This window comes from Bradyrhizobium sp. Kon10, assembly GCF_055807395.1.
The window spans coordinates 523750-549817 of record NZ_JBVVOZ010000001.1; the positions used below are offsets into that span (position 1 = coordinate 523750).

The 26068-nt window shown below is 64.0% G+C and carries 23 protein-coding genes; 4 read left to right on the top strand and 19 right to left on the bottom strand.

From position 1 onward, the window contains the following. Window positions 1–41: 41 nt before the first annotated feature. From AC0L2O_RS02565 to glpD, 7 genes are all read right to left on the bottom strand, one after another. Window positions 42–1823 (bottom strand): ABC transporter substrate-binding protein, encoded by a 1782-nt coding sequence (locus tag AC0L2O_RS02565; RefSeq protein ID WP_409189992.1) that lies wholly within the window; start codon window positions 1821–1823, stop codon window positions 42–44. A 75-nt stretch (window positions 1824–1898) separates the two neighbouring features. Continuing rightward, on the bottom strand, window positions 1899–2228 hold the full coding sequence (locus AC0L2O_RS02570) for a DUF2160 domain-containing protein (RefSeq protein ID WP_369725920.1): 330 nt from the start codon (window positions 2226–2228) through the stop codon (window positions 1899–1901). Window positions 2229–2240: 12 nt separating this feature from the next. Next, window positions 2241–3047, bottom strand: a complete 807-nt coding sequence (locus AC0L2O_RS02575) for a carbohydrate ABC transporter permease (protein WP_369725921.1) — start codon at window positions 3045–3047, stop codon at window positions 2241–2243. After that, the gene (locus AC0L2O_RS02580; protein ID WP_473368566.1) at window positions 3047–4051 is read right to left on the bottom strand and encodes a carbohydrate ABC transporter permease; all 1005 of its coding nucleotides are present in this window, start codon (window positions 4049–4051) and stop codon (window positions 3047–3049) included. Before AC0L2O_RS02580 ends, AC0L2O_RS02575 begins: the two co-directional genes overlap by 1 nt. Next, a complete protein-coding gene (locus AC0L2O_RS02585) occupies window positions 4051–5136 on the bottom strand; it encodes an ABC transporter ATP-binding protein (protein WP_369725923.1) in 1086 nt (361 codons plus the stop codon). The genes AC0L2O_RS02580 and AC0L2O_RS02585 overlap by 1 nt, the downstream gene beginning before the upstream one ends. A 12-nt stretch (window positions 5137–5148) precedes the next feature. Further along, window positions 5149–6288 (bottom strand): ABC transporter ATP-binding protein, encoded by a 1140-nt coding sequence (locus AC0L2O_RS02590; RefSeq protein WP_473368567.1) that lies wholly within the window; start codon window positions 6286–6288, stop codon window positions 5149–5151. Beyond that, a complete protein-coding gene (gene glpD, locus AC0L2O_RS02595; protein ID WP_473368568.1) occupies window positions 6285–7835 on the bottom strand; it encodes a glycerol-3-phosphate dehydrogenase in 1551 nt (516 codons plus the stop codon). The genes AC0L2O_RS02590 and glpD overlap by 4 nt, the downstream gene beginning before the upstream one ends. Before the next feature lie 231 nt (window positions 7836–8066). Between glpD and AC0L2O_RS02600 the strand changes: the two genes are divergently transcribed. Both AC0L2O_RS02600 and AC0L2O_RS02605 read left to right on the top strand, forming a co-directional pair. Further along, window positions 8067–8348: a type II toxin-antitoxin system Phd/YefM family antitoxin gene (locus AC0L2O_RS02600; RefSeq protein ID WP_409189996.1), complete on the top strand. Its 282-nt coding sequence runs from the start codon at window positions 8067–8069 to the stop codon at window positions 8346–8348. After that, complete coding sequence (locus AC0L2O_RS02605; protein ID WP_369725926.1) at window positions 8345–8770, top strand: type II toxin-antitoxin system VapC family toxin; 426 nt, start codon at window positions 8345–8347, stop codon at window positions 8768–8770. The genes AC0L2O_RS02600 and AC0L2O_RS02605 overlap by 4 nt, the downstream gene beginning before the upstream one ends. Before the next feature lie 2 nt (window positions 8771–8772). Here the strand turns inward: AC0L2O_RS02605 and AC0L2O_RS02610 are convergent, their stop codons facing one another. Both AC0L2O_RS02610 and AC0L2O_RS02615 read right to left on the bottom strand, forming a co-directional pair. Continuing rightward, window positions 8773–9624, bottom strand: coding sequence for a DeoR/GlpR family DNA-binding transcription regulator (locus tag AC0L2O_RS02610; RefSeq protein ID WP_369725927.1), 852 nt, complete (start codon window positions 9622–9624; stop codon window positions 8773–8775). A 147-nt stretch (window positions 9625–9771) separates the two neighbouring features. Next, complete coding sequence (locus AC0L2O_RS02615) at window positions 9772–10446, bottom strand: HAD family hydrolase (RefSeq protein ID WP_473368569.1); 675 nt, start codon at window positions 10444–10446, stop codon at window positions 9772–9774. A gap of 150 nt (window positions 10447–10596) precedes the next feature. Between AC0L2O_RS02615 and AC0L2O_RS02620 the strand changes: the two genes are divergently transcribed. Continuing rightward, a complete protein-coding gene (locus AC0L2O_RS02620; RefSeq protein ID WP_473368570.1) occupies window positions 10597–11049 on the top strand; it encodes a nuclear transport factor 2 family protein in 453 nt (150 codons plus the stop codon). Between the two features lie 223 nt (window positions 11050–11272). Here AC0L2O_RS02620 and AC0L2O_RS02625 read toward each other — a convergent pair whose 3' ends face one another. The 10 genes from AC0L2O_RS02625 to AC0L2O_RS02670 form a co-directional block, all read right to left on the bottom strand. After that, on the bottom strand, window positions 11273–11464 hold the full coding sequence (locus AC0L2O_RS02625; RefSeq protein ID WP_247440723.1) for a hypothetical protein: 192 nt from the start codon (window positions 11462–11464) through the stop codon (window positions 11273–11275). Window positions 11465–11684: 220 nt separating this feature from the next. Beyond that, the gene (locus tag AC0L2O_RS02630; RefSeq protein WP_473368571.1) at window positions 11685–12095 is read right to left on the bottom strand and encodes an acyl-CoA thioesterase; all 411 of its coding nucleotides are present in this window, start codon (window positions 12093–12095) and stop codon (window positions 11685–11687) included. Window positions 12096–12102: 7 nt separating this feature from the next. After that, window positions 12103–14199 carry a 3-hydroxyacyl-CoA dehydrogenase NAD-binding domain-containing protein gene (locus tag AC0L2O_RS02635; RefSeq protein WP_473368572.1) on the bottom strand — a complete coding sequence of 699 codons (2097 nt, stop codon included), beginning with the start codon at window positions 14197–14199 and terminating at the stop codon, window positions 12103–12105. A gap of 2 nt (window positions 14200–14201) precedes the next feature. After that, window positions 14202–15485, bottom strand: a complete 1284-nt coding sequence (locus tag AC0L2O_RS02640; protein WP_473368573.1) for an acetyl-CoA C-acetyltransferase — start codon at window positions 15483–15485, stop codon at window positions 14202–14204. Beyond that, the gene (locus tag AC0L2O_RS02645; protein WP_473368574.1) at window positions 15485–17752 is read right to left on the bottom strand and encodes an acyl-CoA dehydrogenase; all 2268 of its coding nucleotides are present in this window, start codon (window positions 17750–17752) and stop codon (window positions 15485–15487) included. The genes AC0L2O_RS02640 and AC0L2O_RS02645 overlap by 1 nt, the downstream gene beginning before the upstream one ends. A gap of 254 nt (window positions 17753–18006) precedes the next feature. After that, window positions 18007–18630 (bottom strand): flavin reductase family protein, encoded by a 624-nt coding sequence (locus AC0L2O_RS02650; RefSeq protein ID WP_473368575.1) that lies wholly within the window; start codon window positions 18628–18630, stop codon window positions 18007–18009. Between the two features lie 132 nt (window positions 18631–18762). Further along, a complete protein-coding gene (locus AC0L2O_RS02655) occupies window positions 18763–19362 on the bottom strand; it encodes a TetR/AcrR family transcriptional regulator (protein ID WP_473368576.1) in 600 nt (199 codons plus the stop codon). Between the two features lie 30 nt (window positions 19363–19392). Then, the gene (locus tag AC0L2O_RS02660; RefSeq protein WP_473368577.1) at window positions 19393–22530 is read right to left on the bottom strand and encodes an efflux RND transporter permease subunit; all 3138 of its coding nucleotides are present in this window, start codon (window positions 22528–22530) and stop codon (window positions 19393–19395) included. Window positions 22531–22814: 284 nt separating this feature from the next. Then, entirely contained in the window at window positions 22815–23921 is a 1107-nt protein-coding gene (locus AC0L2O_RS02665) for an efflux RND transporter periplasmic adaptor subunit (protein ID WP_473368578.1), read from the bottom strand. A 240-nt stretch (window positions 23922–24161) separates the two neighbouring features. After that, complete coding sequence (locus AC0L2O_RS02670; protein WP_473368579.1) at window positions 24162–25493, bottom strand: MFS transporter; 1332 nt, start codon at window positions 25491–25493, stop codon at window positions 24162–24164. A gap of 78 nt (window positions 25494–25571) precedes the next feature. Here AC0L2O_RS02670 and AC0L2O_RS02675 point away from each other — a divergent pair, with 78 nt between their 5' ends. Beyond that, window positions 25572–26000, top strand: coding sequence for a ribosomal maturation YjgA family protein (locus AC0L2O_RS02675; protein WP_473368667.1), 429 nt, complete (start codon window positions 25572–25574; stop codon window positions 25998–26000). Window positions 26001–26068: the final 68 nt, after the last annotated feature.

Sequence of the window (26068 nt, forward strand, 5' to 3'; positions counted from 1 at the left end):
TGGACGGCCGGAACGAGCCCGGCCGTCGTGATGTCTGCGAATTACTTCGCTTCGGCGCGCTTCGGCGGCGAGGCCGGCCACGACTTGATCAGCGTGTCGTAGTCGACGGTCTCGCCCTTCGGCTTCTCGTTCGCGAGCTTGCGCTGCGGAGCGATGTTGCCGTCCTTGGCCGACTTGGCGAACCAGTATTCGGCCGTCTCCTTCTTGTTCAGCTTCGGCCCGCAGGCGCCCTGGACGCCGGATTTCTCCAGACGCTCCATGACGGAATCCTGCGCGGCTGCCAGCGAGTCCATCGCCGCCTGCGGCGTCTTCGCACCGGACGACGCATCGCCGATGTTCTGCCACCACAATTGCGCAAGCTTCGGATAGTCAGGCACGTTGTTGCCGGTCGGGGTCCACTGCACGCGCGCGGGCGAGCGGTAGAACTCGATCAGGCCGCCGAGCTTCGGTGCACGTTCCGTGAAGCTCTTGTCCCAGATGTCGGATTCACGGATGAAGGTGAGACCGACATGGCTCTTCTTGAGGCTCGTCGTCTTGGAGACGATGAACTGGAGGTAGAGCCAGGCCGCCTTGCGGCGATCGACCGGGGTCGACTTCAGCAGCGTCGCCGAACCCACGTCCTGGTAGCCGAGCTTCATGCCCTCTTTCCAGTAGGAGCCGTGCGGAGACGGAGCCATACGCCACTTCGGGGTACCGTCCGCATTCATGACCGGCAGGCCGGGCTTCACCATGTCGGCGGTGAAGGCGGTGTACCAGAAGACCTGCTGGGCGATATTGCCTTGGGACGGCACCGGTCCCGATTCGGAGAAGGTCATGCCTTGCGCCTGCGGCGGGGCATATTTCTTCATCCAGTCGAGATACTTCACGATCGAATAGACCGCCGCCGGGCCGTTGACGTCGCCGCCACGCTCGACGCTCGAGCCGACCGGACGGCAGCCTTCCATCCGGATGCCCCATTCGTCGACCGGCAGGCCGTTCGGAATGCCCTTGTCGCCGTTACCGGCCATCGAGAGCCAGGCATCGGTGAAACGCCATCCGAGCGAAGGATCCTTCTTGCCGTAGTCCATGTGGCCATAGACGCGGGTACCGTTGATTTCCTTGATGTCGTTGGTGAAGAAATCAGCGATGTCCTCATAGGCCGACCAGTTCACGGGCACGCCGAGATCGTAGCCGTACTTGGCCTTGAACTTGGCCTTGTAGTCGGGGTTGGTGAACCAGTCGTACCGGAACCAATACAGGTTCGCGAACTGCTGGTCGGGCAGCTGGTAGAGGTGACCGTTCGGCGCGGTCGTGAACGACTTGCCGATGAAGTCGTTGACGTCGAGCATCGGGTCGGTGACGTCCTTGCCGTCCTTCGCCATCCAGTCGGTCAAGTCGACCGCCTGGCCGTAACGGAAGTGGGTTCCGATGAAGTCGGAGTCGTTGATCCAGCCGTCATAGACGTTCTTGCCGGACTGCATCTGGGTCTGGATCTTCTCGACGACGTCACCTTCCTGGATGATGTCGTGCTTCACCTTGATGCCGGTGATTTCCTCGAACGCCTTCGCGAGCGTGCGGGATTCGTACTCGTGCGTGGTCAGGGTTTCGGAGACGACGTTGATCTCCATGCCCTTGAAGGGTTCAGCGGCCTTGATGAACCACTGCATTTCCTTCATCTGGTCGTCTTTCGACAAGGTCGACGGCTGGAATTCGCTGTCGATCCACTTCTTGGCGGCGGCTTCGTCCGCGCGCGCCGGCGCGGCAATCGTCATCGAAGCCGCGATCAGCGCGACCGCGCTGGTCATGGTCAGAAGACTGTCCTTGGTCGTTCGCAAGTGTCGCATCTAGTTTCCTCCGGTTGTAGCGACAAACAAAATCCAGGCCCGGGTAGACCCCGGATCTGCTCTTTCTCGCCTGACTCAGACGGTGCGAAAAATCACCGCGCCTGAAACAAGCGAAATCACGGTTGCGAGCCACAGGCTCGTAATCTCAAGGGTCCCCTCCCCCATCGGCAGCGTCGCGATCGGGTCAGTGCCGACCAGACCGATCCACGCGAGGTGAATGACGGCGGCGGCAATCAGCGAGATGAAGAGGCGGTCACCGCGCGTAGTCGGAATGCGCAGAATCCCGACGCGCTCGGCCTCGGGATAGACGGCGGCCAGCCAGGTCATCACGGCAAGCGTGCAGGCGAGCGCCACAAAGAAGATCGCCGTCGGCAGCGTCCAGGCCATCCATGCGATGGATTCCATTGTCGCCTCCCCTCACACCCGGCCAAGCGCGAAGCCGCGCGCGATGTAGTTGCGGACAAACCAGATCACCAGCGCGCCGGGGATGATGGTGAGCACGCCGGCCGCGGCCAATAGCCCCCAATCCATTCCGGCCGCCGAGACCGTACGGGTCATGACGGCGGCGATCGGCTTGGCGTTGACCGACGTCAGCGTGCGCGCCAGCAACAGCTCGACCCAGGAGAACATGAAGCAGAAGAACGCCGCGACGCCGATGCCGCTGGCGATCAGCGGCACCAGGATCCTGATGAAGAAACGCGGGAAGGAATAGCCGTCGAGGAAGGCCGTCTCGTCGATCTCGCGCGGCACGCCGGAGACGAAGCCCTCGAGGATCCACACCGCCAGCGGAACGTTGAAGATGCAATGCGCGAGCGCGACGGCCCAGGGCGTATCGAACAGGCCGATCGCCGAATAGAGGTTGAAGAACGGCAGCGCGTACACCGCGGCCGGCGCCATGCGGTTCGAGAGCAGCCAGAAGAACAGATGCTTGTCGCCGAGGAAACGGTAGCGAGAGAACGCATAGGCCGCGGGCAAGGCCACGGAGATCGAGATGATGGTGTTGATGACGACGTATTCCAGCGAGTTGATATAGCCGGAATACCAGCTCTCGTCGGTGAAGATACGCCGGTAGTGCTGCAGCGTCGGGGTGTGCGGCCACAGCGTCATCGTCGAGACGATCTCGGCGTTGGTCTTGAAGCTCATGTTGACGAGCCAATAGATCGGCAACAGCAGGAAGATCAGGAACAGCGCCATGATGAGGCGGCGGCCGGGAATCGAATGCATCAGGCCACTCCTTCCTTTGGCTTGGGTGCAGTCACGGGCCTGAGCCCGGCCGAGGGCTTGGCGTCAGACGGTTTGGAATCCAAGGACTTGGGCTCCGCCGCCGGCTCGTTCTCCGCCCGGAGTCTGCGCTCAGTGCCGGCATTGGTCATGACGGTGTAGAAGATCCAGCAGACGATCAGGATGATCAGATTGTAGACCAGCGAGAGCGCCGCGGCCTTGCCGAGGTCGAACTGCCCGAGCGCAATCTTGACCAGCTCGATCGACACGAAGGTCGTCGAGTTACCCGGTCCGCCGCCGGTGACGACGAACGGCTCGGTATAGATCATGAACGAGTCCATGAAGCGCAGCAGCACCGCGATCAGCAGCACGCGATTCATCTTCGGCAGCTGGATCGCCCTGAACACGGCCCAGCGCGAGGCGCCGTCGATTTGGGCAGCCTGATAATAGGCCTCCGGGATCGACTTCAGGCCAGCGTAGCAGAGCAGTGCGACGAGGCTGGTCCAGTGCCAAACGTCCATCACGATGACGGTGACCCAGGCGTCGATGTCGTTGGAGACGTAATTATAGTCGATGCCGATGGCGTTGAGCACATAGCCGAGCAGCCCGATGTCGGGCCGGCCAAAGATCTGCCAGATCGTGCCGACCACATTCCACGGGATCAACAACGGCAGCGCGAGCGTGACGAGGCAGGCGGCGACCGTCCAGCCGTCGCGCGGCATCGACAGCGCGACCACGATCCCGAGCGGCACCTCGATGGCGAGGATGACCATCGAGAAGAACAGATTGCGCCCGAGCGAGGCGAGGAAGCGGCCGCCGAGGTCGGTCGAGGGATCAAGCAGTTCCTTGAACCAGCCGACGCCATTCCAGAAGAACTGGTTGTTGCCGAATGTGTCCTGCATCGAATAGTTCACCACCGTCATCAGCGGCAGCACCGCCGAGAAGGCGACGACCAGGAAGACCGGCAGCACCAGGAACCAGGCTTTTTGGTTGATAGTCTTGTCCATCAGGCGGCTCCCTCCACCAGAAGGCTATCGGCATAGACGTGAAGATGCGCGGGGTCGAATTTCAGGCCGGCGGTGCCGTCCGAGCTGGTGAAGCCGGCGCGCGCACGCGCGGCAAGTTTTGCGCCACCGAGGCGCGCACGGGCAAAGCGGATGCGACCGAGATCGTCGATGCGCTCGATGTTTGCGGTGAGGAGGCCGGGCGCCGGCGCGACGACGTCGACAAACTCCGGACGCACACCGATCTCGATTTTCGCGCCCGCCGGCAATTTGTCGTAGCTGCGATTGAGCGCGATGGCATGGCCGCCGATCCGCGCCTCTCGTCCCTTCACTTCGGCCGGCAGGATGTTCATGCCGGGCGAGCCGATGAAATAGCCGACAAAGGTGTGCGCGGGCTTGTCGAACAGCTCGGCCGGCGTGCCGCTCTGCACCACGCGGCCGTCATGCATGACGACCACAGTATCGGCAAAGGTGAGGGCCTCGGTCTGGTCGTGGGTGACATAGATCATCGTCAGGTCGAGCTCGCGATGCAGCGCCTTCAGCTTGGAGCGAAGCTGCCATTTCAGCTCGGGATCGATCACGGTCAGCGGCTCGTCGAACAGCACGGCGGCGACGTCGGAGCGGACGAGGCCGCGGCCGAGCGAGATCTTCTGCTTGGCGTCGGCCGTGAGCCTGGTCGCCTTGCGGTTCAGATAGGGTTCGAGGTCGAGCAGGCGGCCGATCTCGGTGACGCGCTTGTCGATCTCGGCCTTCGCCACGCCGCGGTTCTTCAACGGAAACGCCAGGTTCTGCCCCACCGTCATGGTGTCGTAGATCACCGGAAACTGGAACACCTGGGCGATGTTGCGCTTCTGGGTTGACAGCGGTGTGATGTCTTCGCCGTCGAACAGGATTTTCCCCCGTGACGGCGCGATGATGCCGGAGATGACGTTGAGCAGCGTGGTCTTGCCGCAGCCGGACGGCCCGAGCAGCGCATAGGCGCCGCCCTGTCGCCAGGTCATCGTCACCGGCTTCAGCGCAAAGCTCTCCTGCGGTGCATCATTGCCGCCGTAGGAGTGGGCGAGATCGACCAGGTCAATGCGGGCCATGGCGCATCTCCCTCACGTATTTTTCTTTAACGCGTTTTCTTCACGCGAACCGCCAGGCACTTCGCTTGAAAACGCTATGGGACCCGGCGCGGCGACCAGGCGGTCGGCCGCATCGAACACGAAGACGTCGTTGGGATCGAGCACGGCGTCGATGGTCTGGCCGGGCTCGAACTCGTGAACCCCGTGCAGCACCGCAACCCAGTTCGATCCGTCGCGGGTCAAATGCACGAAACTCTCCGAACCTGTGATCTCGGTCACCGTGACCGTGGCATGGAAGGCGTGGCGGTCGGTCTCGCCGTTGGCAAGTGCGAGCTGGTGCGCGCGGAAACCGACGCGATAGGCGCCATCGGCGAGCGACGAATAGAGACCGGACGCCGGCGCGGCAATGCCTCCGGCATATTGCACCGAGCCGTTCTTCTTCTCGATGCCGACGAGGTTGAGCGGCGGATCCGAAAACACCTGCGCCACGCGCAACGTCTGCGGCTGGCGGTAGACGTTGGGGGTGCCGCCGATCTGGAGCGCCTGTCCCTCCCACATGCAGACCGTGTTGCCGCCGAGCAGCAGCGCCTCGCTGGGTTCGGTGGTGGCATAGACGAAGATCGCGCCCGATGCCTCGAAGATGCGCGGCAGCTCGGCGCGCAGTTCTTCGCGCAGCTTGTAGTCGAGATTGGCGAGCGGCTCGTCGAGCAGCACGAGGTCGGCGCCCTTAACCAGCGCACGTGCCATCGCCGTGCGCTGCTGCTGGCCACCGGAGAGCTGCAGCGGCGTGCGCTTCAGGAAGGGCTCCAGCCGCAGCAGTCTTGCGGCTTCCGCGACACGCTTTTCGATCTCCTCGCGCGACTTGCCCTGCACGCGCAACGGCGAAGCAATGTTCTCATAGACCGTGAGTGAGGGGTAGTTGATGAACTGCTGATAGACCATCGCAACCGAACGCTGACGCACGTCGACGCCGGTCACGTCCTTGCCCTCGACCAGCACCTTGCCCGAAGTCGGCTTGTCGAGGCCGGCAAGCAGCCGCATGATCGAGGTCTTGCCCGACAGCGTCGGCCCGAGCAGCACGTTCAGCGTGCCGCTCTCGAGCGTTAGCGAGACGTCGCGGATGTGCGGAACCCCGTCAACGGTCCGGGTCACGTGATCGAGTGTCACGCTCATGAGCGTCCTCCTGCTTCCAACAGGGGACTTTGCGGCACAGCGTGGGTCCTGATCCAGTCGTCAAGCGTGGCAATTTCGTCGGCAGATAGTCGAAGGCCGAGCTTGGAGCGCCGCCAGACGATGTCCTCGGCGGTCACCGCCCATTCGTTGGCCATGAGGTAGCGAACCTCCCGTTCGGTCAGTGTCGCACCAAAAGCCTGGCCGAGATCGGCGGCCGACTTTGCCTCGCCGAGCAGCTTGATGGCGCGGGTGCCGTAGGCGCGCGCGAGGCGCCGCGCATGCTCGGGCTTGAGGAAGGGATATCCCCGCAGGAGGTCTGCGATCAGACCGTCAACGGCCGACACGTCCATGTCGCCGCCGGGCAGCGGCCATTTGCCGGTCCAGCCTTCGCGCGCTTTCGCACTGCGGAGATAGGGCGCGAGCCGTTCCAGCGCCTCTTCGGCAAGGCGGCGATAGGTCGTGATCTTGCCGCCATAGATCGACAGCAGGGGCGAACCGCCCGGCGTATCGAGCTCGAACACATAGTCGCGGGTCGCAGCCTTGGCTTCGCTGGCGCCGTCGTCATAGAGCGGACGCACGCCGGAATAGGTCCAGACCACGTCCTGCGGCATCACCGGCTTGGCCAAATATTCGCTGGCCGCAGCGCAGAGATACTGGATCTCCTCCACTGTGGCCTTCACCTTGGACGGATCACCGTCGTAGTCGCGGTCGGTGGTGCCGATCAGCGTAAAGTCGTCCTGGTAGGGGATGACGAAGATGATGCGGCCGTCCGCGTTCTGGAACATGTAGGCGCGGTCGTGGTCGTAGAGCTTCTTGACCACGATGTGTGAGCCCTGCACCAGGCGGACTTTTGCCTTGGCGTTGACGCCGGCGCCGCGGCCGAGCACGTCCTCGACCCAGGGGCCGCCGGCATTGACCAATGCACGGGCCTGGATCTGCGAGCGCGCGCCGGTCAGCGTGTCGACCATGCCCACGGTCCAGATGCCGTCGGACTGGCGGATTTCGGTGGCGCGGGTGCGGGTGCGGATCTCGGCGCCCTTGTCGGCGGCATCGCGCGCGTTGAGCACGACGAGGCGGGCATCATCGACGAAGCAGTCGGAATATTCGAACGCGCGGGTATAGCGATTCGGGATCAGCGGACGGCCGACCTCGTCGCGCCGGAGATCGACCGAGCGCGTCGCCGGCAGCAGATGCCGGCCGCCGATATGATCGTAAAGGAAAAGACCGAGGCGCAAGAGCCAGGCCGGGCGCAGACCGGCGTGATGCGGCAAAACGAAACGAAGGGGGCGGATGATGTGGGGCGCGATGCCCCAGAGGATTTCGCGCTCGATCAGCGCCTCGCGGACCAGCCGAAACTCGTAATATTCGAGATAGCGCAGGCCGCCATGCACGAGCTTGGTCGACCAGGACGACGTCCCACTCGCCAGATCGTTCATTTCGCACAGGAAAACGGTGTTGCCGCGGCCCACAGCGTCGCGCGCGATGCCGCAGCCGTTAACACCGCCTCCAATGATGGCGAGGTCGAAAACACGCTCCAACAGACGCATCCCCCGGGCGACCACCCGTTCAATCGAGTGGTTACTTTCGCTTTTGATTAGATCACAGCCAAAAACGAAAGCAACATGAAAGAGAGGCGGGAGGAAGCGAAAGCGGAACTTTTTTGGTGGGCAACTTGGCCAAGGAATCGGCACCCTGCCGGCCGAGCCAGTGGCAATATCGCCCTTGAACAGCCATTTGGGACCCGTATAGTCATAATAGTCACATTGGTCCTAGCCAGCATGAGCGATCACAGCACTGCACCTGACGCACCGCCGAGTGACACCTGGACGCTTGCCAACGCCAAGGCCCGGCTGTCCGAGGTGATCGACCGTGCCCAAAGCGGCCCTCAAATCATTACCCGGCATGGCAAGCCCAACGCCGTGATCGTTTCCGCCGAGGAATGGGCACGCAAGACCGCCCGCAAAGGCACGCTGGCTGAATTCCTGCTCGCCTCTCCGCTGCGGGGCGCCGACCTTACGCTTGAACGCGTGCACGACGCGCCACGCGACGAAATGCCGTGAACTTGCTGCTCGACACCAACGTCCTGTCGGAGGTTCAGCGGCCGGCGCCCTCGCCGAGTGTCCTGGCCTGGCTCGATACAATCGACGAGGATCGTGCATTCATCAGCGTGGCCTCAATCGCCGAGCTTCGCCGCGACATCGCACTGCTGGATGATGGCCGTCGGCGCGCAGCCCTCGCCGCCTGGCTCGCCCACGATCTGCCGGAGCGATTTTCCGGGCGCATCCTCCCGATTAATCAGGCGGTGGCCGAGCGCTGGGGCGACCTGATGGCTCAGAGCCGCAGGAGCTGCGTCGCGTTGTCCGTCATGGATGGCTTCTTTGCCGCGACCGCGCTCAGCAACGATCTCACGCTCGTGACGCGCAACGTGAAGGATTTCGCGGCGTTCGGCGTGACGCTGCTCAACCCGTGGGACGGCCCATAGTCTTACCTTAGCCTGACTACCGGCGCGGCCTCAGGCGCCGCATCCTGCGTCGGCTCCGCCGCTGCCTCATCCAAATCCCCCGCCACCTTCGGCATCGCCGCCATCACCTCAATACCCTTGCTGTGGCAGATGGTGGCGAGGCGCTCCGGCAGTTCCTGGTCGGTCACGAAAGTCTGGATCTGGCTGATATGGGCGATACGCACCGGCGCGCTGCGCCGAAGCTTGGTCGAGTCCGCAACCAGCATGACGCTGCGGGCGTTGGCGATGATGGCTTGCGCCACTTGCACCTCGCGATAGTCGAAGTCGAGCAGCGCGCCCTCCTCGTCGATCGCCGATGCACCAATGATGGCGTAGTCGACCTTGAACTGGCCGATCAATTGCGTTGCGGTCGAGCCGACCACGGCGCCGTCGGCGCGCCGCACCGTGCCGCCGGCGACCACCACCTCGATGCGAGGGTGACGATAGAGCAGCATCGCGACGTTGAGATTGTTGGTGATGACGAGAAGGTCCTCGTGCGAGGTCAAGGCGCTTGCGACCTCTTCCGTCGTGGTGCCGATGTTGATGAACAGCGAGCAGCCATTCGGGATCAGCGATGCGGCGGCAGCCCCGATCGCCTTCTTCTCGTCGGCGGCGACGAAGCGGCGCGCCTCATAGGCGAGATTTTCCACCCCGGAGGCGATGATGGCGCCGCCATGGATGCGGGTCAGCGAACGGCGCTCGCAGAGATCGTTGAGATCCTTGCGGATGGTCTGCGCCGAGACCTCAAACCGGCGCGCCAGCTCTTCGACCATGACGCGGCCCGAGGCACGCGCGATGTTGAGGATTTCGGCTTGGCGATGGGTCAGTCCGGTCACGGCATCGGCCTCAAAATCAGGAAGCTGCATGGTGCGGTGGTTCGCCCCATCGGTCAATGCGAGAGCCTATCACGGTTAACCGATGAGCGCCCTCACCACGCCATTTCCTACTAGGTCACGTCCTACCAATCATCGTACCAAGTCATCTTACCAAGTCATGGCGGTGGCGAGGCGCGCGAGGAGGTCCGGATCGTCGTAGGCGCTCGCGGACGCGATCGCCCCGGCGGCAACGAGGTCGGCGTGGCCAAGGGTCGTGCGCATGCCGATGGTCGGAATGCCGGCCGCGGCGGCCGATTGCACGCCGGAGCGGGAGTCCTCGAACGCGATCGAGGTTTGCGCCTTGGCGCCGACAAAGCGGAGCCCTTCCTGATAGGGCAGCGGATGCGGCTTGCCGTGTGGCAATTCGTCGCCGATCACGATCGCCTTGAAACGATTCGTGATGCCGAGGCCGGACAACAGCAGCTCGGCGTTCAGGCGCGGCGCGTTGGTGACCGCGACCATGGGAATGCCGGCTGCGTCGGCCTGGTCTAGCAGCGCCATCAACCCCCGCAAAGGCTCGATCCGTCCGGCGACTAGGTCGCGAAAAATCTGTTCCTTCTCGTTCATGATGACCGCGCGGGATTCCAGCGTTTCCATCGGCAGGAATCGCTCCCCGATCGAGGCGTTGGAAAAGCCCTGCAGCTCTTTTTTGAAGCGCGCGTCATCCACCACATGGCCGCGCGGTCCAAAGACCCGCTCGAACGCCTCGCGATGAAGTGCGTCCGTATCGGCCAGCGTGCCGTCGATATCGAACAGCAACGCTCTGCCCTTGGCCTCGATCATGTCCGTACTTTCCAGAATGCGCGGTGCATCGATGCGAAAGACGTATCAATACAGCCGCGATCGCGCAATGACGCATCGGCATGACCAGCGACACTCGACAAAGCCGCGTTCGGCTGCAACACTCGCTGCAAGATCAAAAAGGAGGAAACCATGACGATCGATCGGCGCGACCTTGCTCTCTCGGCCCTCGCGGTCTCGGCGCTTGCACTCGCGGCCCCGGCGCTGGCGGCGTCAGCGGACGAAGAGGCCGTGGCGAAAAAGCTCGAGGCTTTCCGCCTCGCCCAGATCGCAGCCGATCCCAAGGCACTCGCCGCGCTCTGCTGGGACGATCTCAGCTACAGCCATTCCAGCGGCAAGGTCGAGGACAAGGCGACCTTCATCGCCAATGCCACCGACGGCAAATCGAAATTCCTGTCGATCGAGTACCAGAATCCGACCATCAAGGCCGTCGGTCCCGCCGCGATCGTGCGCTTCCACTGGGTCGCGGAACAGGAGATGGCGGCCGATGGGAAAAAAGTGCCGACCAACCTGCACATCCTGATGAACTGGCAGAAGCAGGGCGACGATTGGAAGCTGCTGTCGCGGGCGGCGACGAAATTGTGATGCTTTTCTTTCCCTCTCCCCTTGCTTGTGGGAGAGGTGGCTCGCCGCGTTAGCGGCGAGACGGGTGAGGGGTCTCTCTCCGCGCGTACATCTCTTGCATCTGAGCGCGTTGAAGCAACCCCTCATCCGGCGCCGTAGCCGAAGCTTTGCTTCGGCGTTCTCAAGAACGGCGGCCGCAGGCCGCCTATGCCACTCTTCTCCCACAAGGGGAGAAGGAAGAAGCCTACGCCGCTTCCTTCACATCACCGTTCACCAGCTTGCGCGCGGCGCGCTCGGCTTCGCGGGCGTTGCGGAAGAGCTGGCCTTCGAGCCGGTTGAAGCGGTCGGATGAGGCGAAGAAGCAGTAGCCTCCCTGGCTGCGAACGACGATACCTGCGGTCTGTGAATTGACTTCGATGATGTAGCTGTCCGGCATGGCCCGTGGATTCCTCAGTGCGGGCAAATAACCGGATCTCGGCCCAAAAGTTCCTCGGGCCAATCAGCCGGTTCCGCCCCGAATCGACGCGCAATTGAGTACGCCCTGACCTCATCCGTTTTGTGACCTGTTGTTGGCAAAGCCGCGACGCGTCGACCCACTCGCGCCGCGTTTGGCAGTGCGGTATGTCTTCGCCAGATGAGACGCAAACCCGCGGCGGTTACGTCGCAACCGGCGGATCGTTCCTCTGGATCACCTGCGGATGCCCGGTGTCGTCGATCGAGACATAAGTAAAATTACCATCGGTCACGAGGATCGGCTGCAGCTCCCTTCGCCGCAGCGCCCAGGCTTCGAGATGCACCGTGAGCGAGGTGCGTCCAAGGCGGACGAGGTTGGCGTAGACGGAAACGAGATCGCCGACATAGACCGCCTTGCGAAAATTCATCGCCTCGATCGCGACCGTCACGGTGCGCGACTTCGCGACCTTTGATGCGAACACGCCGCCGCCGACGTCCATCTGGCTGAGCAGCCAGCCGCCGAAAATATCGCCATTGGCATTGGTGTCGGCCGGCATCGCCAGCGTGCGGATGCAGAGATCGCCGCTCGGCTCGGTATTCCCCTGTTCGCTCATGAAATTCTCACTCGAAATTGTCCCAGCCCGGATCGGGCGCAAACCGGCCGCCGAATCGTTCGGCCAGCGCGCGCAAGGTGGATACGACATTCTCCACGCCGCGCGCACGCGCGTAGTTCAACGGACCGCCCCGGAACGGCGCGTAGCCGGTGCCGAAGATCATGGCGCCATCGACCGCGTCGGCATCGTCGACGATGCCCTCGCGAAGAGCCGCAACGCAGACATTGGACATCGGCAGCACCAGCCGGTCGATCATCTGGTCAGTGACGCGCGGGCCGGTCTCGGGCAAAGGCGCCTTCTCGGCCTTGCCGTCCTTCCAGGTGTAAAAGCCCCTGCCGGTCTTGCGGCCGAGCTCGCCCTTGGCGACCTTGTCGCGCAGCCAGGCCGGCGTCGGCGGCAGGAGATCGCCGAATTTGGTGCGCAGCATGTCGCCGACATCCAGGCAGATGTCGAGCCCGACCTGATCGGCCAGTTCGATCGGCCCCATCGGCATCCCGAACTGTTCGGCGGCGGCATCGATCAGGCGCTGGTCGATCTTCTCGTCCAGCATCACCATCGCTTCCAGCATGTAGGGCGTCAGCGCGCGGTTGACGAGGAAGCCGGGCGAGCTCTTGACGGACAGCGGCAGGCGATCGATCGCGCCTACAAAGGCAAGCGCCTCTTTCAACACCTGCGCATCATTGCCGTCATGGCTGACGACCTCGACCAATTGCAGCCGCGACACCGGATTGAAGAAGTGCAGGCCGACCAGCCGCTCCGGCCGCGCCAGGCCGTTGCGCAAATCCTGGAGCGGAATGCTCGAAGTGTTGGTCGCAAGAATCGCCCCCGGCTTCATCCTGGGCTCGAGGCCGGCATAGACCTTCTGCTTCAGCCCGAGCTTTTCCGGCACCGCTTCGATGACGAGATCGGCGTTGCGGACGCCCTCGCCATCCATGTCGGGGATCAGGCGATCGAGCGCATCGCGCACCTCGGTCGGCTTGCGGAGAATCTTGCCGTAGAGCTCCGCGGCGCGCTTGACCGCACCGGCGATCGGTTCGGCCTTCATGTCGGCGAGCGAGACGCGCATGCCCTGCCCTGCACACCAGGCCGCGATATCGCCGCCCATCGCGCCGGCGCCGATGACATGGACGTGCTTGATGGTGTTGCCGCTGCCGGCCGCCTTCTTCATCTGCTCGCGCAGGAAGAACACGCGGATCAAATTCTGCGCGGTCGGCGTCACCATCAATCTGGCGAACGACGCCTGCTCTGCCTTCAGCATCGCGGCTTTGCTGCCGCCATGGGCCTCCCAGAGTTCGATCAGGGCGTAAGGCGCCGGATAATGCTCGCGCGGCGCGGCCTTCGCTGCTTCGCTGCGCATGCGCTTGGCGAGCAGACCGCGCACCGGTCCGAAATTGGCCGCGCGCGTGAGAAGGCCCGGTCGCGCCTTTTTCAGCCGGCCGAACAGCGCATCCTTCACCGCGTTGCGGACATGGCGCTCCTGCGTCACGGTATCGACGAGGCCGAGCGATTTGGCGCGGCGCGCATCGATGGTGCGACCGGTCAGCATCAGCGCCATCGATTGGGTCGGATTGACCAGCGCGGTGAAGCGCGCGGTGCCGCCGAGGCCGGGATGCAGGCCCAGCATCACCTCCGGGAAACCGAAACGCGCGCTGTCGATCGCGATCCGCGATTGACAGGCCAGCGCCACCTCGAGTCCGCCGCCAAGGCAGAAGCCGTGGATCACCGCGACCGTCGGCAGCTTCAGCGCCTCCAGACGATCGACCACCGCATGCGCGGCGCGGATCCGGGTTTCCACCACCGCGGGATCGCTGGCGCCGCGGAATTCGTTGACATCCGCGCCGGCGATGAAGCCGGACGGTTTTGCCGAGCGGATCACGAGACCGGCGGGACGCTCGGTCTCGATCGCGGCGAGCACGGTGTCGAACTCCTCCATCACGTCAGCGGAGAGCGTATTGGCGCTGGCATTAGCACGATCGAACAGCAGCCAGGCGACACCGTCGGCGTCGCGAGAAAGCTTGAAGTTCTTGTATGGGCTGTCAGCCGCAGGTGGAGGCCCGAGCTCCAGCACGCGGTCGCCAAGCGCGGTCATGATCCTTGAATCCATCGTCACACCGCCTCGATCAGCATGGCACCGCCGAGCCCGCCGCCGATGCATTCGGTGGCGACCCCGCGCCGGGTGCCGAGCCGCTTCATCGCATTGACCAGATGCAGCACGATGCGATTGCCGGAGGTGCCGACGGGATGGCCGAGCGAGATCGCGCCGCCATCGACATTTAGCCTGTCGCGATCGATCTCGCCGGCAGCACCGTCGAGTCCGAGAATCTCGCGGCAGAACTTGTCATCGTTCCACGCTGCGAGACAGCCCAACACCTGGGTCGCGAAGGCCTCGTTCAGCTCCCAGGTCTCGACATCCTTGATGGTGAGATTGTTACGGGTCAGCAGCGGCGTCGCCGACATCACGGGGCCCAGCCCCATAATGCTGGGATCGAGTGCGGCCCAGTTGCTGTCGACGATCACCGCCTTCGGCGTCAGTCTGTGTTTTGCCACCGCCTCGTCGGAAGCGAGGATCACCCAGGAAGCGCCGTCGGTGATCTGCGAGGAATTGCCGGCAGTGACCTGGCCCCAGGGGCGCTCGAACACCGGCCTCAGTTTTGCGAGCGTCTCAGACGAAGAGTCCGGCCGCACGCCGTCGTCACGGTCGAAGAACTTGCCGTCGCGGGAGAAGGCGGTCTCGACCTCGCCCTTCAGAAAGCCTTCCGCCTGCGCATAAGCGAGCCGGCGATGGCTCTCGGCGGCATAGACATCGGACTGCGCGCGGGTGATGCCGAAGAGATGACCGACGACCTCGGCGGTCTGGCCCATGTTCAATTCGGTGATGGGATCGGTCAGTCCGCGCTCGAGGCCAATGATCGGCTTGAGATAGCGCGGCCGCAGTTTGAACGCCGCGCCCAGTTTCGCGGCGATGCCTTTTGCCGTGGCAAGACCGGCAAACCAGCGCACCCCGGAATTCGGCCAGACCAGCGGTGCGTGGCTCAACGCCTCGGTGCCGCCGGCGAGGATCATGTCGGCGTGGCCCTCGCGGATGTAGCGATAGCCGGTGTCGATCGACTGCATGCCCGAGCCGCAATTGATCTGCACGGTGAAGGCGACCATGTCCTCGCCCATGCCGAGCCTGAGGGCCGCGACGCGCGCCGGATTCATCTCGTCCGCGATCACGTTGACGCAGCCAAGGATGACCTGATCGAAGGCCGTAGGCGAAAACGGCTGGCGCGCCAACAGCGGCCGGCCGCATTGCACGGCGAGATCGACCGGCGTGAACGGCCCCGGCCCTGACCGCGCCTTCAAAAACGGCGTCCGGCTGCCGTCGACGATGAAAACCGGCCGTGCCATCAGCTCGCCGCCCTCTGTTCGCCGAGTTCCTGGAAGAATTGATGCACGTCTCCGGTTTTCTTGTAAATCGGCGACAGCGCCTCCGGCGCAAAATCATCGACCTCGACCACCTTTGCGACGGCCTCACGGGCCGCGACCAACTGCTCGCCCTCGGCCTGCGTGATCACGCCCTTGGTCACGGCCTCGTTCCAATCGCTCAGATGCGCGGCACGCATGCGCTTCGCGATCGCGTCGCAGTTTACGACAAGCGCAAAAGCGCGCTCCAGCCGGGCAAAGCCGCTGTCGTCGTCGACATGGGCCAGATCAGGCGTGAGGCGATCGCGCGCGGCCGACGGCTCCAGCACGAGGCTTGCGCATTGGTGCACGACGCGGTCGCTTGGGCCGAGCACGCGGGCACCAAAGGGCTGGACCACGAGCTTGAGGATCACAGCGACAAAGCGGTTCGGCAGGTTGGCGAGGATTTCGGCAAGCCGGTTCTCGATGGTCCTGAAGCCGGCCGCCATGCACCATTCCAGCGCGGCAAAATCGTCCTTGTGCCGGCCCTCGTCCTGCCAGCGTTTCAGCGCGGCCGAGAGCAGGTACAGCTCGGAGAGGATGTCGCCGAAACGCGCCGACAACATCTCCTTGCGCTTGAGCGCGCCGCCGAGCGTCAGCAGCGTCATATCGGCACAAAGTGCAAACGCCGCGGAATAGCGCGAGAGCTGCCGATAAAATCGTGTCGCCTCGCCCGCATCAGGCGCCGGTGCGAACGCACCCAACGTCCAACTCCGGCCGAAGGCACGCAGCAGGGTCCGAAAACTGTGGCCGACATGCTTCCAGAACGCGTTGTCGAACGTTGTCAGCCCGCGCTCGCGATCGGCGTCGGCGAGCGCGTTCATCTCGTCGAGCAGATAGGGATGCGCCCGAATGGCGCCCTGCCCGAACACGATGAGATTGCGGGTCAGGATATTGGCGCCTTCGACCGTGATGCCGACGGGGACGGCGCGATGCAGATTGCCGAGGTAGTTCTGCGGGCCGTCGATCACGGCTTTGCCGGCATGGATATCCATGGCGTCGTCGACCGCGGTCCGCATCCGCTCGGTCGCATGCAGCTTCATGATGCCGGAGATGACGGCGGGATGGACGCCGGCGTTCAGCGCCGCGCAGGTCAGCCGCCGCGCCGCGTCGAGCTGATAGGCGGTGGCGACGATGCGCGCGAGCGGCTCCTCGACGCCTTCGAATTTGGAGATGGAAATGCCGAACTGCTCGCGGATGCGGGCATAGGCGCCGGTGGTGCGCGCGGCATAGGCGGCGCCGGCCGCCGACAGCGACGGCAATGAAATGCCCCGGCCGGCGGCGAGCGCCGTCATCAACATCTTCCAACCCTGTCCCAGCCGTGCCTGACCGCCGATGACGTAGTCGAGCGGGATGAAGACGTCGTGGCCCCAGTTCGGGCCGTTCTGAAACACCTGCATCGCCGGCAAGTGGCGATGGCCGATCTCGACGCCGGGCAGATTGGTCGGGATCAGCGCCACGCTGATGCCGAGCTCCTCCACATTGCCGACGAGACGATCGGGATCATAGGCCTTGAATGCGAGGCCAAGCAGCGTCGCCACCGGACCGAGCGTGATGTAGCGCTTGTGCCAATTGAGCTTCAGGCCCAGCACCTCACGGCCCTCGAACATGCCCTTGCAAATGATGCCGGTGTCGATCATCGAGGCGGCGTCGGAGCCGGCTTCCGGGCTGGTGAGGCCGAAGCAGGGAATGTCGCGGCCATCGGCAAGCCGCGGCAGCCAGCGTTCCTGCTGCTCCCTGGTGCCGAAGCGCATCAACAGCTCGCCGGGCCCGAGCGAGTTCGGCACCATCACCGTGACGGCGGCCGCGATCGAACGGGTCGAGATCTTGCGCACGACTTCCGAATGCGCGTAGGGCGAGAAGCCGAGGCCGCCAAACTCCTTCGGAATGATCATGCCGAAGAATTTTTCGCGCTTGATGAAGGCCCACACGTCCTGCGGCAGGTCGCGCCATTCCCAGAAGATCTTCCACTCGTCGAGCACGGCGCAGAGCTCGTCGACGGGGCCATTGAGGAAGGCGTGCTCCTCATCGGTCAGCGTGGCCGGCGGCACCTTCAACAGCTTCGCCCAATCGGGGTTGCCAGTGAAGAGATCGGCGTCCCACCAGACATCGCCCGCTTCCAGCGCCTCACGCTCGGTGTCCGACATCGCCGGCAACACGCCGCGCGCCCAGGAGAAGATCGGCTTTGTGATGTTGTCGCGGCGGAAGCTCATGGCAGACCTCTTGGATCGGCGCGGATGTCGGACATTTTAGCGGAAATCGGCTGGCGGGAGTGAACACTTCGGCAGCAAAACGAAGCGAATTGACGCGGCCGGGCGACCCCGGGCGATAACGGCCGGGGGCGGTGGCAGTTCCGGGAGGGGAGGCAGTAGCCCGGATGGAGCGCAGCGCAATCCGGGAAAGCCTATCCGCGAGGTGAGAATCCCGGATTGCGCTTCGCTCCATCCGGGCTACGGGCTCCGCGAGCCTAATCCGGCCGGACCATCTCGAACATGTTTTCCGGCTTGATCTCGAAATAGTCTCCGCGGCGCCCCGCGCGCACGATCGGGTGGGCGGCTGCGGTCTGGTAGACGCCGTCCTTGATCATGGCCTTGTCGATGTGGACGGCGACGACCTCGCCCAGCGTCAGCCAGGCATTTGCTTCCTTGCCGTCGGCGCCCTTGAGGCGGACGACATCGCAGACCTTGCACTCGAAGGCGACCGGGCTTTCGCCGACGCGCGGCACGTTGACGAGCTTGCCGGGCACGGCGGTCAGGCCCGCGATCTCGAACTCGTCGACCTCGGGGGCGACATGCGCGGCGGTCGCGTTCATGTGCTTGGCGAGGTCCATCGTGGCGAGATTCCAGACGAATTCGCCGGTCTGCTGGATGTTCGCGACCGTGTCCTTCCAGTGGGTGGAGGAGAAGCCGATGATCGGCGGCACGTAGCAGAAGGCGTTGAAGAAGCTGTAGGGCGCGAGGTTGACGTGGCCCTTGGTGTCACGGGAGGAGATCCAGCCGATCGGCCGCGGCGCGATGATGGCGTTGAAGGGATCGTGCTTGAGGCCGTGGCCCTGGGAGGGCTCGTAGAAGTGAAGGTCTTTGTCGGTCACGCGCTGCTTCTCCGCTGCCCGTCATTCCGGGCGGTCCGCAGGACCGAACCCGGAATCTCGAGATTCCGGGTTCGCGCTTTGCGCGCCCCGGAATGACGGCAGGTGCGCTTATAGGAAAAATTCCGCCGCCCGTCAGTGGCGCGGAGACAGGCCCGCAATGACAAAATCGATCATCTGGTCGATCGAGGGGCCCGGTTTGGTGGCGCACTGGGCGATCATCTGGGGGTGGAAGAAGCGCATCATTGCGGTGCAGGTGCACAGCGCGGCCAGTTGCAGGTCCGCCGCCTCGAACTCGCCGGAGGCCACGCCTTGCGCGATCATCTGGCCGATCATTCCGGCGACACACTCCATATGGGTGACACAGACGCCCCAGTCCTCCTGCATGGCGATCTCGACCATCTCATGCAGCTTGTTGTCGCCGACATAGCGCTCGGTGTTCATGCGATGGACGGTGGTCAGCAGCTCGCGGAAGCGCTCCAGCACCGGACCGGACCTCGCCACGATCCGCTGCGCCTCCAGTTCGACCTCACCCATCAACGAACGGGCCACCGCCTGATGGATCGCCTTCTTCGATTCGAAGAAGCGATACACGTTGGCGGGGCTCATCCTGAGCTCCTTGGCGATGTCCCCGACCGTGGTCTTCTGGTAGCCGATCTGGCGGAACAGCCGCTCGGCCACCTCGAGAATACGGTCCCGGGTGTCGCCTTCGATATGTTCCGCAATCAGTGCCATATGTCAGGACTCGTCAGTACTTCTTGTCACTTATTCAGCCGCTTCAGCAAGCGGAATTGCGTGCTCGTCATCGCTCCCATGCTGCGGCGCGGCAGGCTGCTCGGGAGTGCCGGCCTGATCGAGGCTCTTGCGGAACCACAGGGCGTAGAGGCCCGGCAGGTAGAGTAGCGTCAGGAAGGTCGCGACGAACAATCCACCCATGATGGTGATCGCCATCGGGCCCCAGAAGGCCGAGCGCGACAGCGGGATCATGGCCAGGATGGCGGCGAGCGCCGTCAGCACCACGGGGCGGGCACGCCGGACGGTTGCCTCGACGATTGCCTCGCGCCGGGTCAGCCCGTGCGAAACGTCGGTCTCGATCTGGTCGACCAGGATGACCGCGTTGCGCATGATCATACCGGCGAGCGCGATCAGGCCGAGCAGCGCGACGAAACCGAACGGGGCGTTGGCGATGTTGAGCCCGAGGGAGGCGCCGACGATCCCGAGCGGCGCGGTCAGGAACACCAGGATCAGGCGTGAGAAGCTTTGAAGCTGGATCATCAGCAGCGTCAACATCACCATCACCATCAGCGGGAAAAGAACGAAGATCGAGGCATTGCCCTTGGCGGACTCCTCGAACGCCCCGCCCGGCTCGATGCGGTAGGCCGGATCGAGCTTGTCCTGGATGCCCTTCAGCTTCGGCGCGATCTGGCCGGTGACGTCGGGCGCCTGCACGCCGTCGACGACGTCGGAGCGCACGGTGATCGCCATGTCCCGGTTGCGCCGCCACAGGATCGGCTCCTCGTGGGCATATTCGATTTTAGCGATCTGCTCGAGCGGCACGGCAATGCCGTCGCGCGTGGTGATGGTCAGATCCCCAACGCTGCCGAGGTCGAGACGTTCGGACGGGACCGCCCGGGCGACCACGCCGACCTTCTCGATGCCGTCGCGAATGGTCGTGACCTGTGAGCCCGAGATCAGCATCGAAAGCGCCTGCGACACATCCTGCGGGGTCAGGCCCATGGCACGGGCACGATCCTGGTCCACGACGAGCTTGAGGTAAGGCGACTGCTCATTCCAGTCGAGCTGGACGTCCTTGACGTTCTTGTTGTCGCGCATGATGTCGCGCACCTGGTAGGCGATCTCGCGCACCTTGTTGGCATCGGGGCCGATGACGCGGAACTGGACCGGGAAGCCGACCGGCGGACCGAAGTTGAAGCGATCGACGCGCACGCGCGCTTCCGTCAGCATGCCGTCGGCAGCCGCACGCTCGATCTTGGCCTTGACGCGCTCGCGCGCCTCGACGCCCTTGGCGACGATGACGATCTCGGCAAAGGCCTCGTTCGGTAGCTGCGGGTTGAGGCCGAGCCAGAAGCGCGGCGAGCCCTGGCCGACATAGGCGGTATAGGTGTCGATGTCCTTGTCGTCCTTCAACAGCGTCTCGGCCTCCTTCACGGCCTTCTCAGTGACGTTGAAGGCGGTGCCCTCCGGCAGGCGGAGCTGGAGGAACAGCTCGGGCCGCTCCGACAGCGGGAAGAACTGCTGCTGCACATGGCCAAAGCCGACGATCGAGGCAACGAAGACGCCGACGGTCGCGGCTACCACCGTGATGCGATGGTTGACGCACCATTGCACGACGGCACGTAGGCCGCGGTACATGCGGGTCTCGTAGACCGCGTGCGGATCATGATTTTGGTGCACCTTGATGTTGGGCAGCAGCATGACGCCGATATAGGGCGTGAAGATCACCGCCACGAACCAGGAGGCGACCAGCGCGATCGCCACGATCCAGAAGATGCTGCCGGCATACTCGCCGACCGCGGAATTGGCGAAGCCGATGGGGAGGAAGCCAGCGGCCGTGACCAGCGTTCCCGTGAGCATCGGAAACGCGGTGGATTCCCAGGCAAAGGACGCCGCGCGCATGCGGTCCCAACCCTGCTCCATCTTCACCACCATCATCTCGACGGCGATGATGGCATCATCCACCAGGAGCCCGAGCGCGATGATCAGCGCGCCGAGCGTGATGCGGTGCAGGTCGAGCGACAACGTATTCATCACGATGAAGACGATGCCGAGCACCAGCGGCACCGAGAGCGCGACCACGATGCCGGTCCGCCATCCGAGCGCGAGGAAGGACACGAACAGCACGATCACCAGCGCTTCCATGAACGAATGCACGAACTCGCTGACGGCATGCTCGACCACCTTGGGCTGGTCGGCGATGAGCCGGACGTCGACGCCCTGCGGCACGGCCTTCATGAATTCGGCGGTAGCCTTTTCGACCTCCTTGCCGAGATCGAGGATGTTGGCGCCCTTGGCGGTGACGACACCGATGCCGATCGCAGCCTTGCCCTCCTGGCGCACCTTGAAACTCGGCGGATCGACATAGCCGTGGGTGATGGTGGCGATGTCACCCAGGCGGAAAACGCGGCCGTTGCTCTCGACCGGGGTCTCCGCCACGGCCTTGACGCCGTCGAGCGCGCCGGTGACGCGCAGCGGCACACGCTGCGCCGAGGTCTCGACCGTGCCGGCCGGCGTCACGTTGTTCTGCTTGGCGAGTGAATCGAACAGCGCCTGCGGCGTGATGCCGAGGGTGGCGAGCTTGGCGTGCGAGAATTCGACGAAGATGCGTTCGTCCTGATTGCCGTAGACGTCGACCTTGGTCACGCCCGGCACCTTCAGGAGGCGCTGACGAAAACCTTCCGAGACCTTCTTGAGCTGGGCATAGTCGGCGCCGTCGCCGGTCATCATGTAGAGAATGGAATCGACGTCCGAGAATTCGTCGTTGACGACGGGTCCCAGAATACCCGAGGGCAGCTGGCCCTGCACGTCGACCAGCTTCTTGCGCAACAAGTAGAAGAGATAGGGCACGTCCTTCGGCGGCGTGGAGTCGCGGAAGGTCACCTGGAGCGCGGTGAAGCCGGGCTTGGAATAAGTCTGCACCTTCTCGAAGTAAGGCAGCTCCTGGATCTTCTTCTCGATGGGATCGGCGACCTGCGCCTGCATCTCCTGCGCGGTCGCGCCCGGCCAAAGCACGGAGACGTTGACCACCTTCACCGTGAAGAACGGATCCTCGGCGCGTCCGAGCTTCTGATAGGAGAAGAAGCCGGCGACGCCGAGCACCAGCATCAGGAACAGGACCAGCGTCGGATGGCTGACAGCCCAGGCCGAAAGGTTGAAGCGCTTCATGGCTCTCTCCGCGAGACGATCCGATTGCCAAAAACAACAGCCACTCTGTTCAAACCGTCGTCGCGAGGCAGCGAAGCAATCCAGGGGGCTGGGCAGGTTCTGGATCGCTTCGCCGCTTCAGCCTTCGCATTTGCGCTCTGGCCGAAACTCACCTCACACGACGAAACTTAGTTTCTTGTCATTCCGGGATGGTCCGAAGGACCAGACCCGCAATCTCGAGGTTCTCAGGTGCGCGATTGCGCACCATAGTTCGATGCTTTCGCATCGCCCCGGAGCGACGAAGGCTAAAAGGACAGTGACGAGACGATCCGCACCTTCTGGCTCGGATCGAGCTTCTGCACGCCGAGCGCGACGATCTTGGCGCCCTCTTCCACACCGCTGGTGATGAGGACGTCGTTGCTCTCGTAGGACTTCACCGTGACCGGCTTCAGCGCGACCGCGCCGTTGTCGTCGACGACGTAGAAGGAGGGCTTGCCGCCTTCGTTGAACAGCGCTGACAGCGGCAGCCGCGCGACGCGCTCGGTGGCGGCGTCAGACAGCGTCAGCGTCGCGGTCATGCCGAGCGAAACCTTGTCGTCGGCCTCAGGCAGCGAGAATTTTGCGAGGTAAGTGCGCGTGGCGGGATCCGCGGTGGGCGCGATCTCGCGCAGCTTGGCGGCGTATTTCTTGCCCGGCTCCGACCAAAGAGTGACGCTGGCGGCGCCCGATTTGGCACGTCCGACCAGCGTCTCAGGGATCGCGACGACCGCTTCCTTTTCGGCAAAGCGGGCGACGCGGATCGAAGTCTGGCCTGCGGCAACCACCTGGCCGGGCTCGATCAGCGTTGCGGTGACGACGCCACGGGCGTCGGCGTTGAGCGTCGCGTAGGAAAGGGAATTCTTGGTCAGTTCGACCGAGCGCACGGCGCGGTCCAGGCGCGCGCGGGCCTCGTCGGCCGCGGCGCGGCTCGTATCCATCGCCGCATCCGTGGTCCAGCCCTTGGCCTTCAGCTCCTTGGCACGCTGCTCGGCGGCGGCGGCTTGGGCCAGCACGCCGGTCGCAGCCGTTTGCTCGGCCACGGCCTGCTCGGCCTGGAGCTTCAGGTCGACCTCGTCCAGAGTCGCGAGCGGCTGGCCGATTTCGATGGTCTGACCGACTTCGACCAGGCGCTTTGCGACCTTCCCGGCGACGCGGAAGCCGAGATCGCTCTCGATCCGGGGCTTGACCGTGCCGACGAAGCTGCGCTCCGGCGTCTCGGCCTCATAATGGGCGGTTGCGACCAGAACCGGGCGCGGCGGCTCGGCTTGTTGCGCCACGGTGTCGTTGCATCCGGCCAGCGCCGCGGCCATCACGGCCAGCGATATACCTGCCAAGAGCCTGGAGTAGCTCGATAAAACTAACCGGACGAACATCGGAGGACACTCCTGCGCACTGCAATGAGAGGAATGTCGACTAATCACTGATGAAAGTCAATAATCGTCAGTCATCAGAAATCTGTGATCGTTTAGGGGTGGTAAAGCGGCCCATGGCCGCCACGAAGGTGCTATTGTAGGGTGGGCAAAGCGTAGCGTGCCCACCAGATCGGTCGGCCTTTCGGGAGAAACGGTGGGCACGGCGCGCGAAGAGCGCTTGCCCACCCTACAAGGCTTCCGTTACCGCCCCTGCTCCGCAAACTCGTGCTTGCTCTCGTGGCCGCCGATGAAGACCAGAATGCCGGCGATCAGCGGCAACACCGCGAGCACCAGAAGGCCGGTCGAGGTCTGCCCCGTCGCTTCCTTGACCCAGCCGATCAGATAGGGACCGCCGAAGCCGGCGAGGTTGCCGATCGAGTTGATCAGCGCGATCGCGCCCGCCGCCGCCGTGCCGGAGAGCCAGGCGGTCGGCAGGGTCCAGAACACGCCGAAGCAGCAGAATACGCCGATCGCCGCGATGGTCAGCACAACCATCGTCATAGTCGGATCGGTCAGGTAGCTGGAGACGGCAAGCGCGATGGCCGTGAGCAGCAGCGGCGCGCCGACATGCATCACCCGCTCGCGCGTCGCATCCGAATGCCGCGCCCACAGGATCATGGCGATGGTGCCGAACAGATACGGAATCGCGGTGACGAAGCCGGTCTGGGCGTTGGTGAGGCCGAATGCCTTGACGATCTGCGGCAGCCAGAACTGCATGCCATAGAGCGCGCCGACGAAGCCGAAATAGACCAGGCTCAGCATGATCACCTTCGGTGATGACAGCGCCTCGCCGAGCGACAAATGTTTCACCGCCTGCTTGGCAGCGATCTCGGAGTCCAGCTTCGTCTTGAGCCAGGCCTTCTGCTCGGCCGAGAGCCAGCCCGCCTTCTCGGGCCGGTCCGTGAGATAGAACCAGGTGACGATGCCGAGCAGCACCGAGGGGATGCCCTCGATGATGAACAGCCACTGCCAGCCCTTCAGGCCCATGGCGCCGTCGAGCCCGAGCAGGAGACCCGAAGTCGGCGCGCCGATCACGGTCGAGACCGGGACTGCGATCGCGAACGCCGCGAGGAAGCGGGCGCGATACTCGGCCGGATACCAATAGGTGAGATAAAGGATGATGCCGGGGAAGAAGCCGGCCTCGGCGACGCCGAGCAGGAAACGAAGGACGTAGAAGCTCGTCACACCGCTCGTCAGCGCCATCAGCCCCGAGATGATACCCCAGGTCACCATGATACGCGCGATCCAGCGGCTGGCGCCGAACTTTTCGAGCGCGAGGTTGCTCGGCACCTCGAAGATGAAATAGCCGATGAAGAAGATGCCGGCGCCCCAGGAAAAGATCAGCGGTGTGAACTTCAGCTCGGCATTCATGGTCAGCGCGGCGAAGCCGAGATTGACGCGGTCGAGATAGGAGAAGAAGTAGGCGAGCACCAGGAACGGAATCAGGCGCCAGGAGATGGCGCGGATGGTCGAGGTTTCGATTTCCGTCTTGTTGGTGCTCGCGGAACCGGCATAGGTCGTGGTCTGGCTCATGGCGTCCCCCGAATTATTGTTTCTGTGAGCTGATCTGCGGTTTTGAGCATCACAGGCAAAGAGTCAATGGAGCAGGCGATGCGGGGGGCGCAGTTGGAGAAACCTGTTGCGCCGTTGCGAACATCCGTGATCCGCGCCGGGCTCGCCCTCGCGGTCATCGCGTGCGGGCTGTCCTTGCGCTGGTACGGCTTTCGCCTCGGCCTCCCCGCCTTCGTCGTGAAGTATGGCGGATCGCTGCTGTGGGCGACGATGGTGTATCTGCTGGTCGGCGTTTTGCTGCCGCGGCTAACGCGGGCGCAGATCGCAAGGCTCGCGACGGTGATCGCGGTCGCGGTCGAATTATCCCGGCTGGTGCATGCGCCGTGGCTCGATGCGTTCCGGCTTACTACCGCTGGCGCCCTGCTGTTGGGGCGCATCTTCTCGCTGTGGAATTTGCTGGCCTACGCGATCGGGATTGCGTTCGGCGTTTGGATCGACCGTCTCGTAGGGTGGGCAAAGGCGCCTTAGCGCCGTGCCCACCACCTTGCTTGGCGCGGCGATTTCGGTGGGCACGCTTTCGCTTTGTCCACCCTACG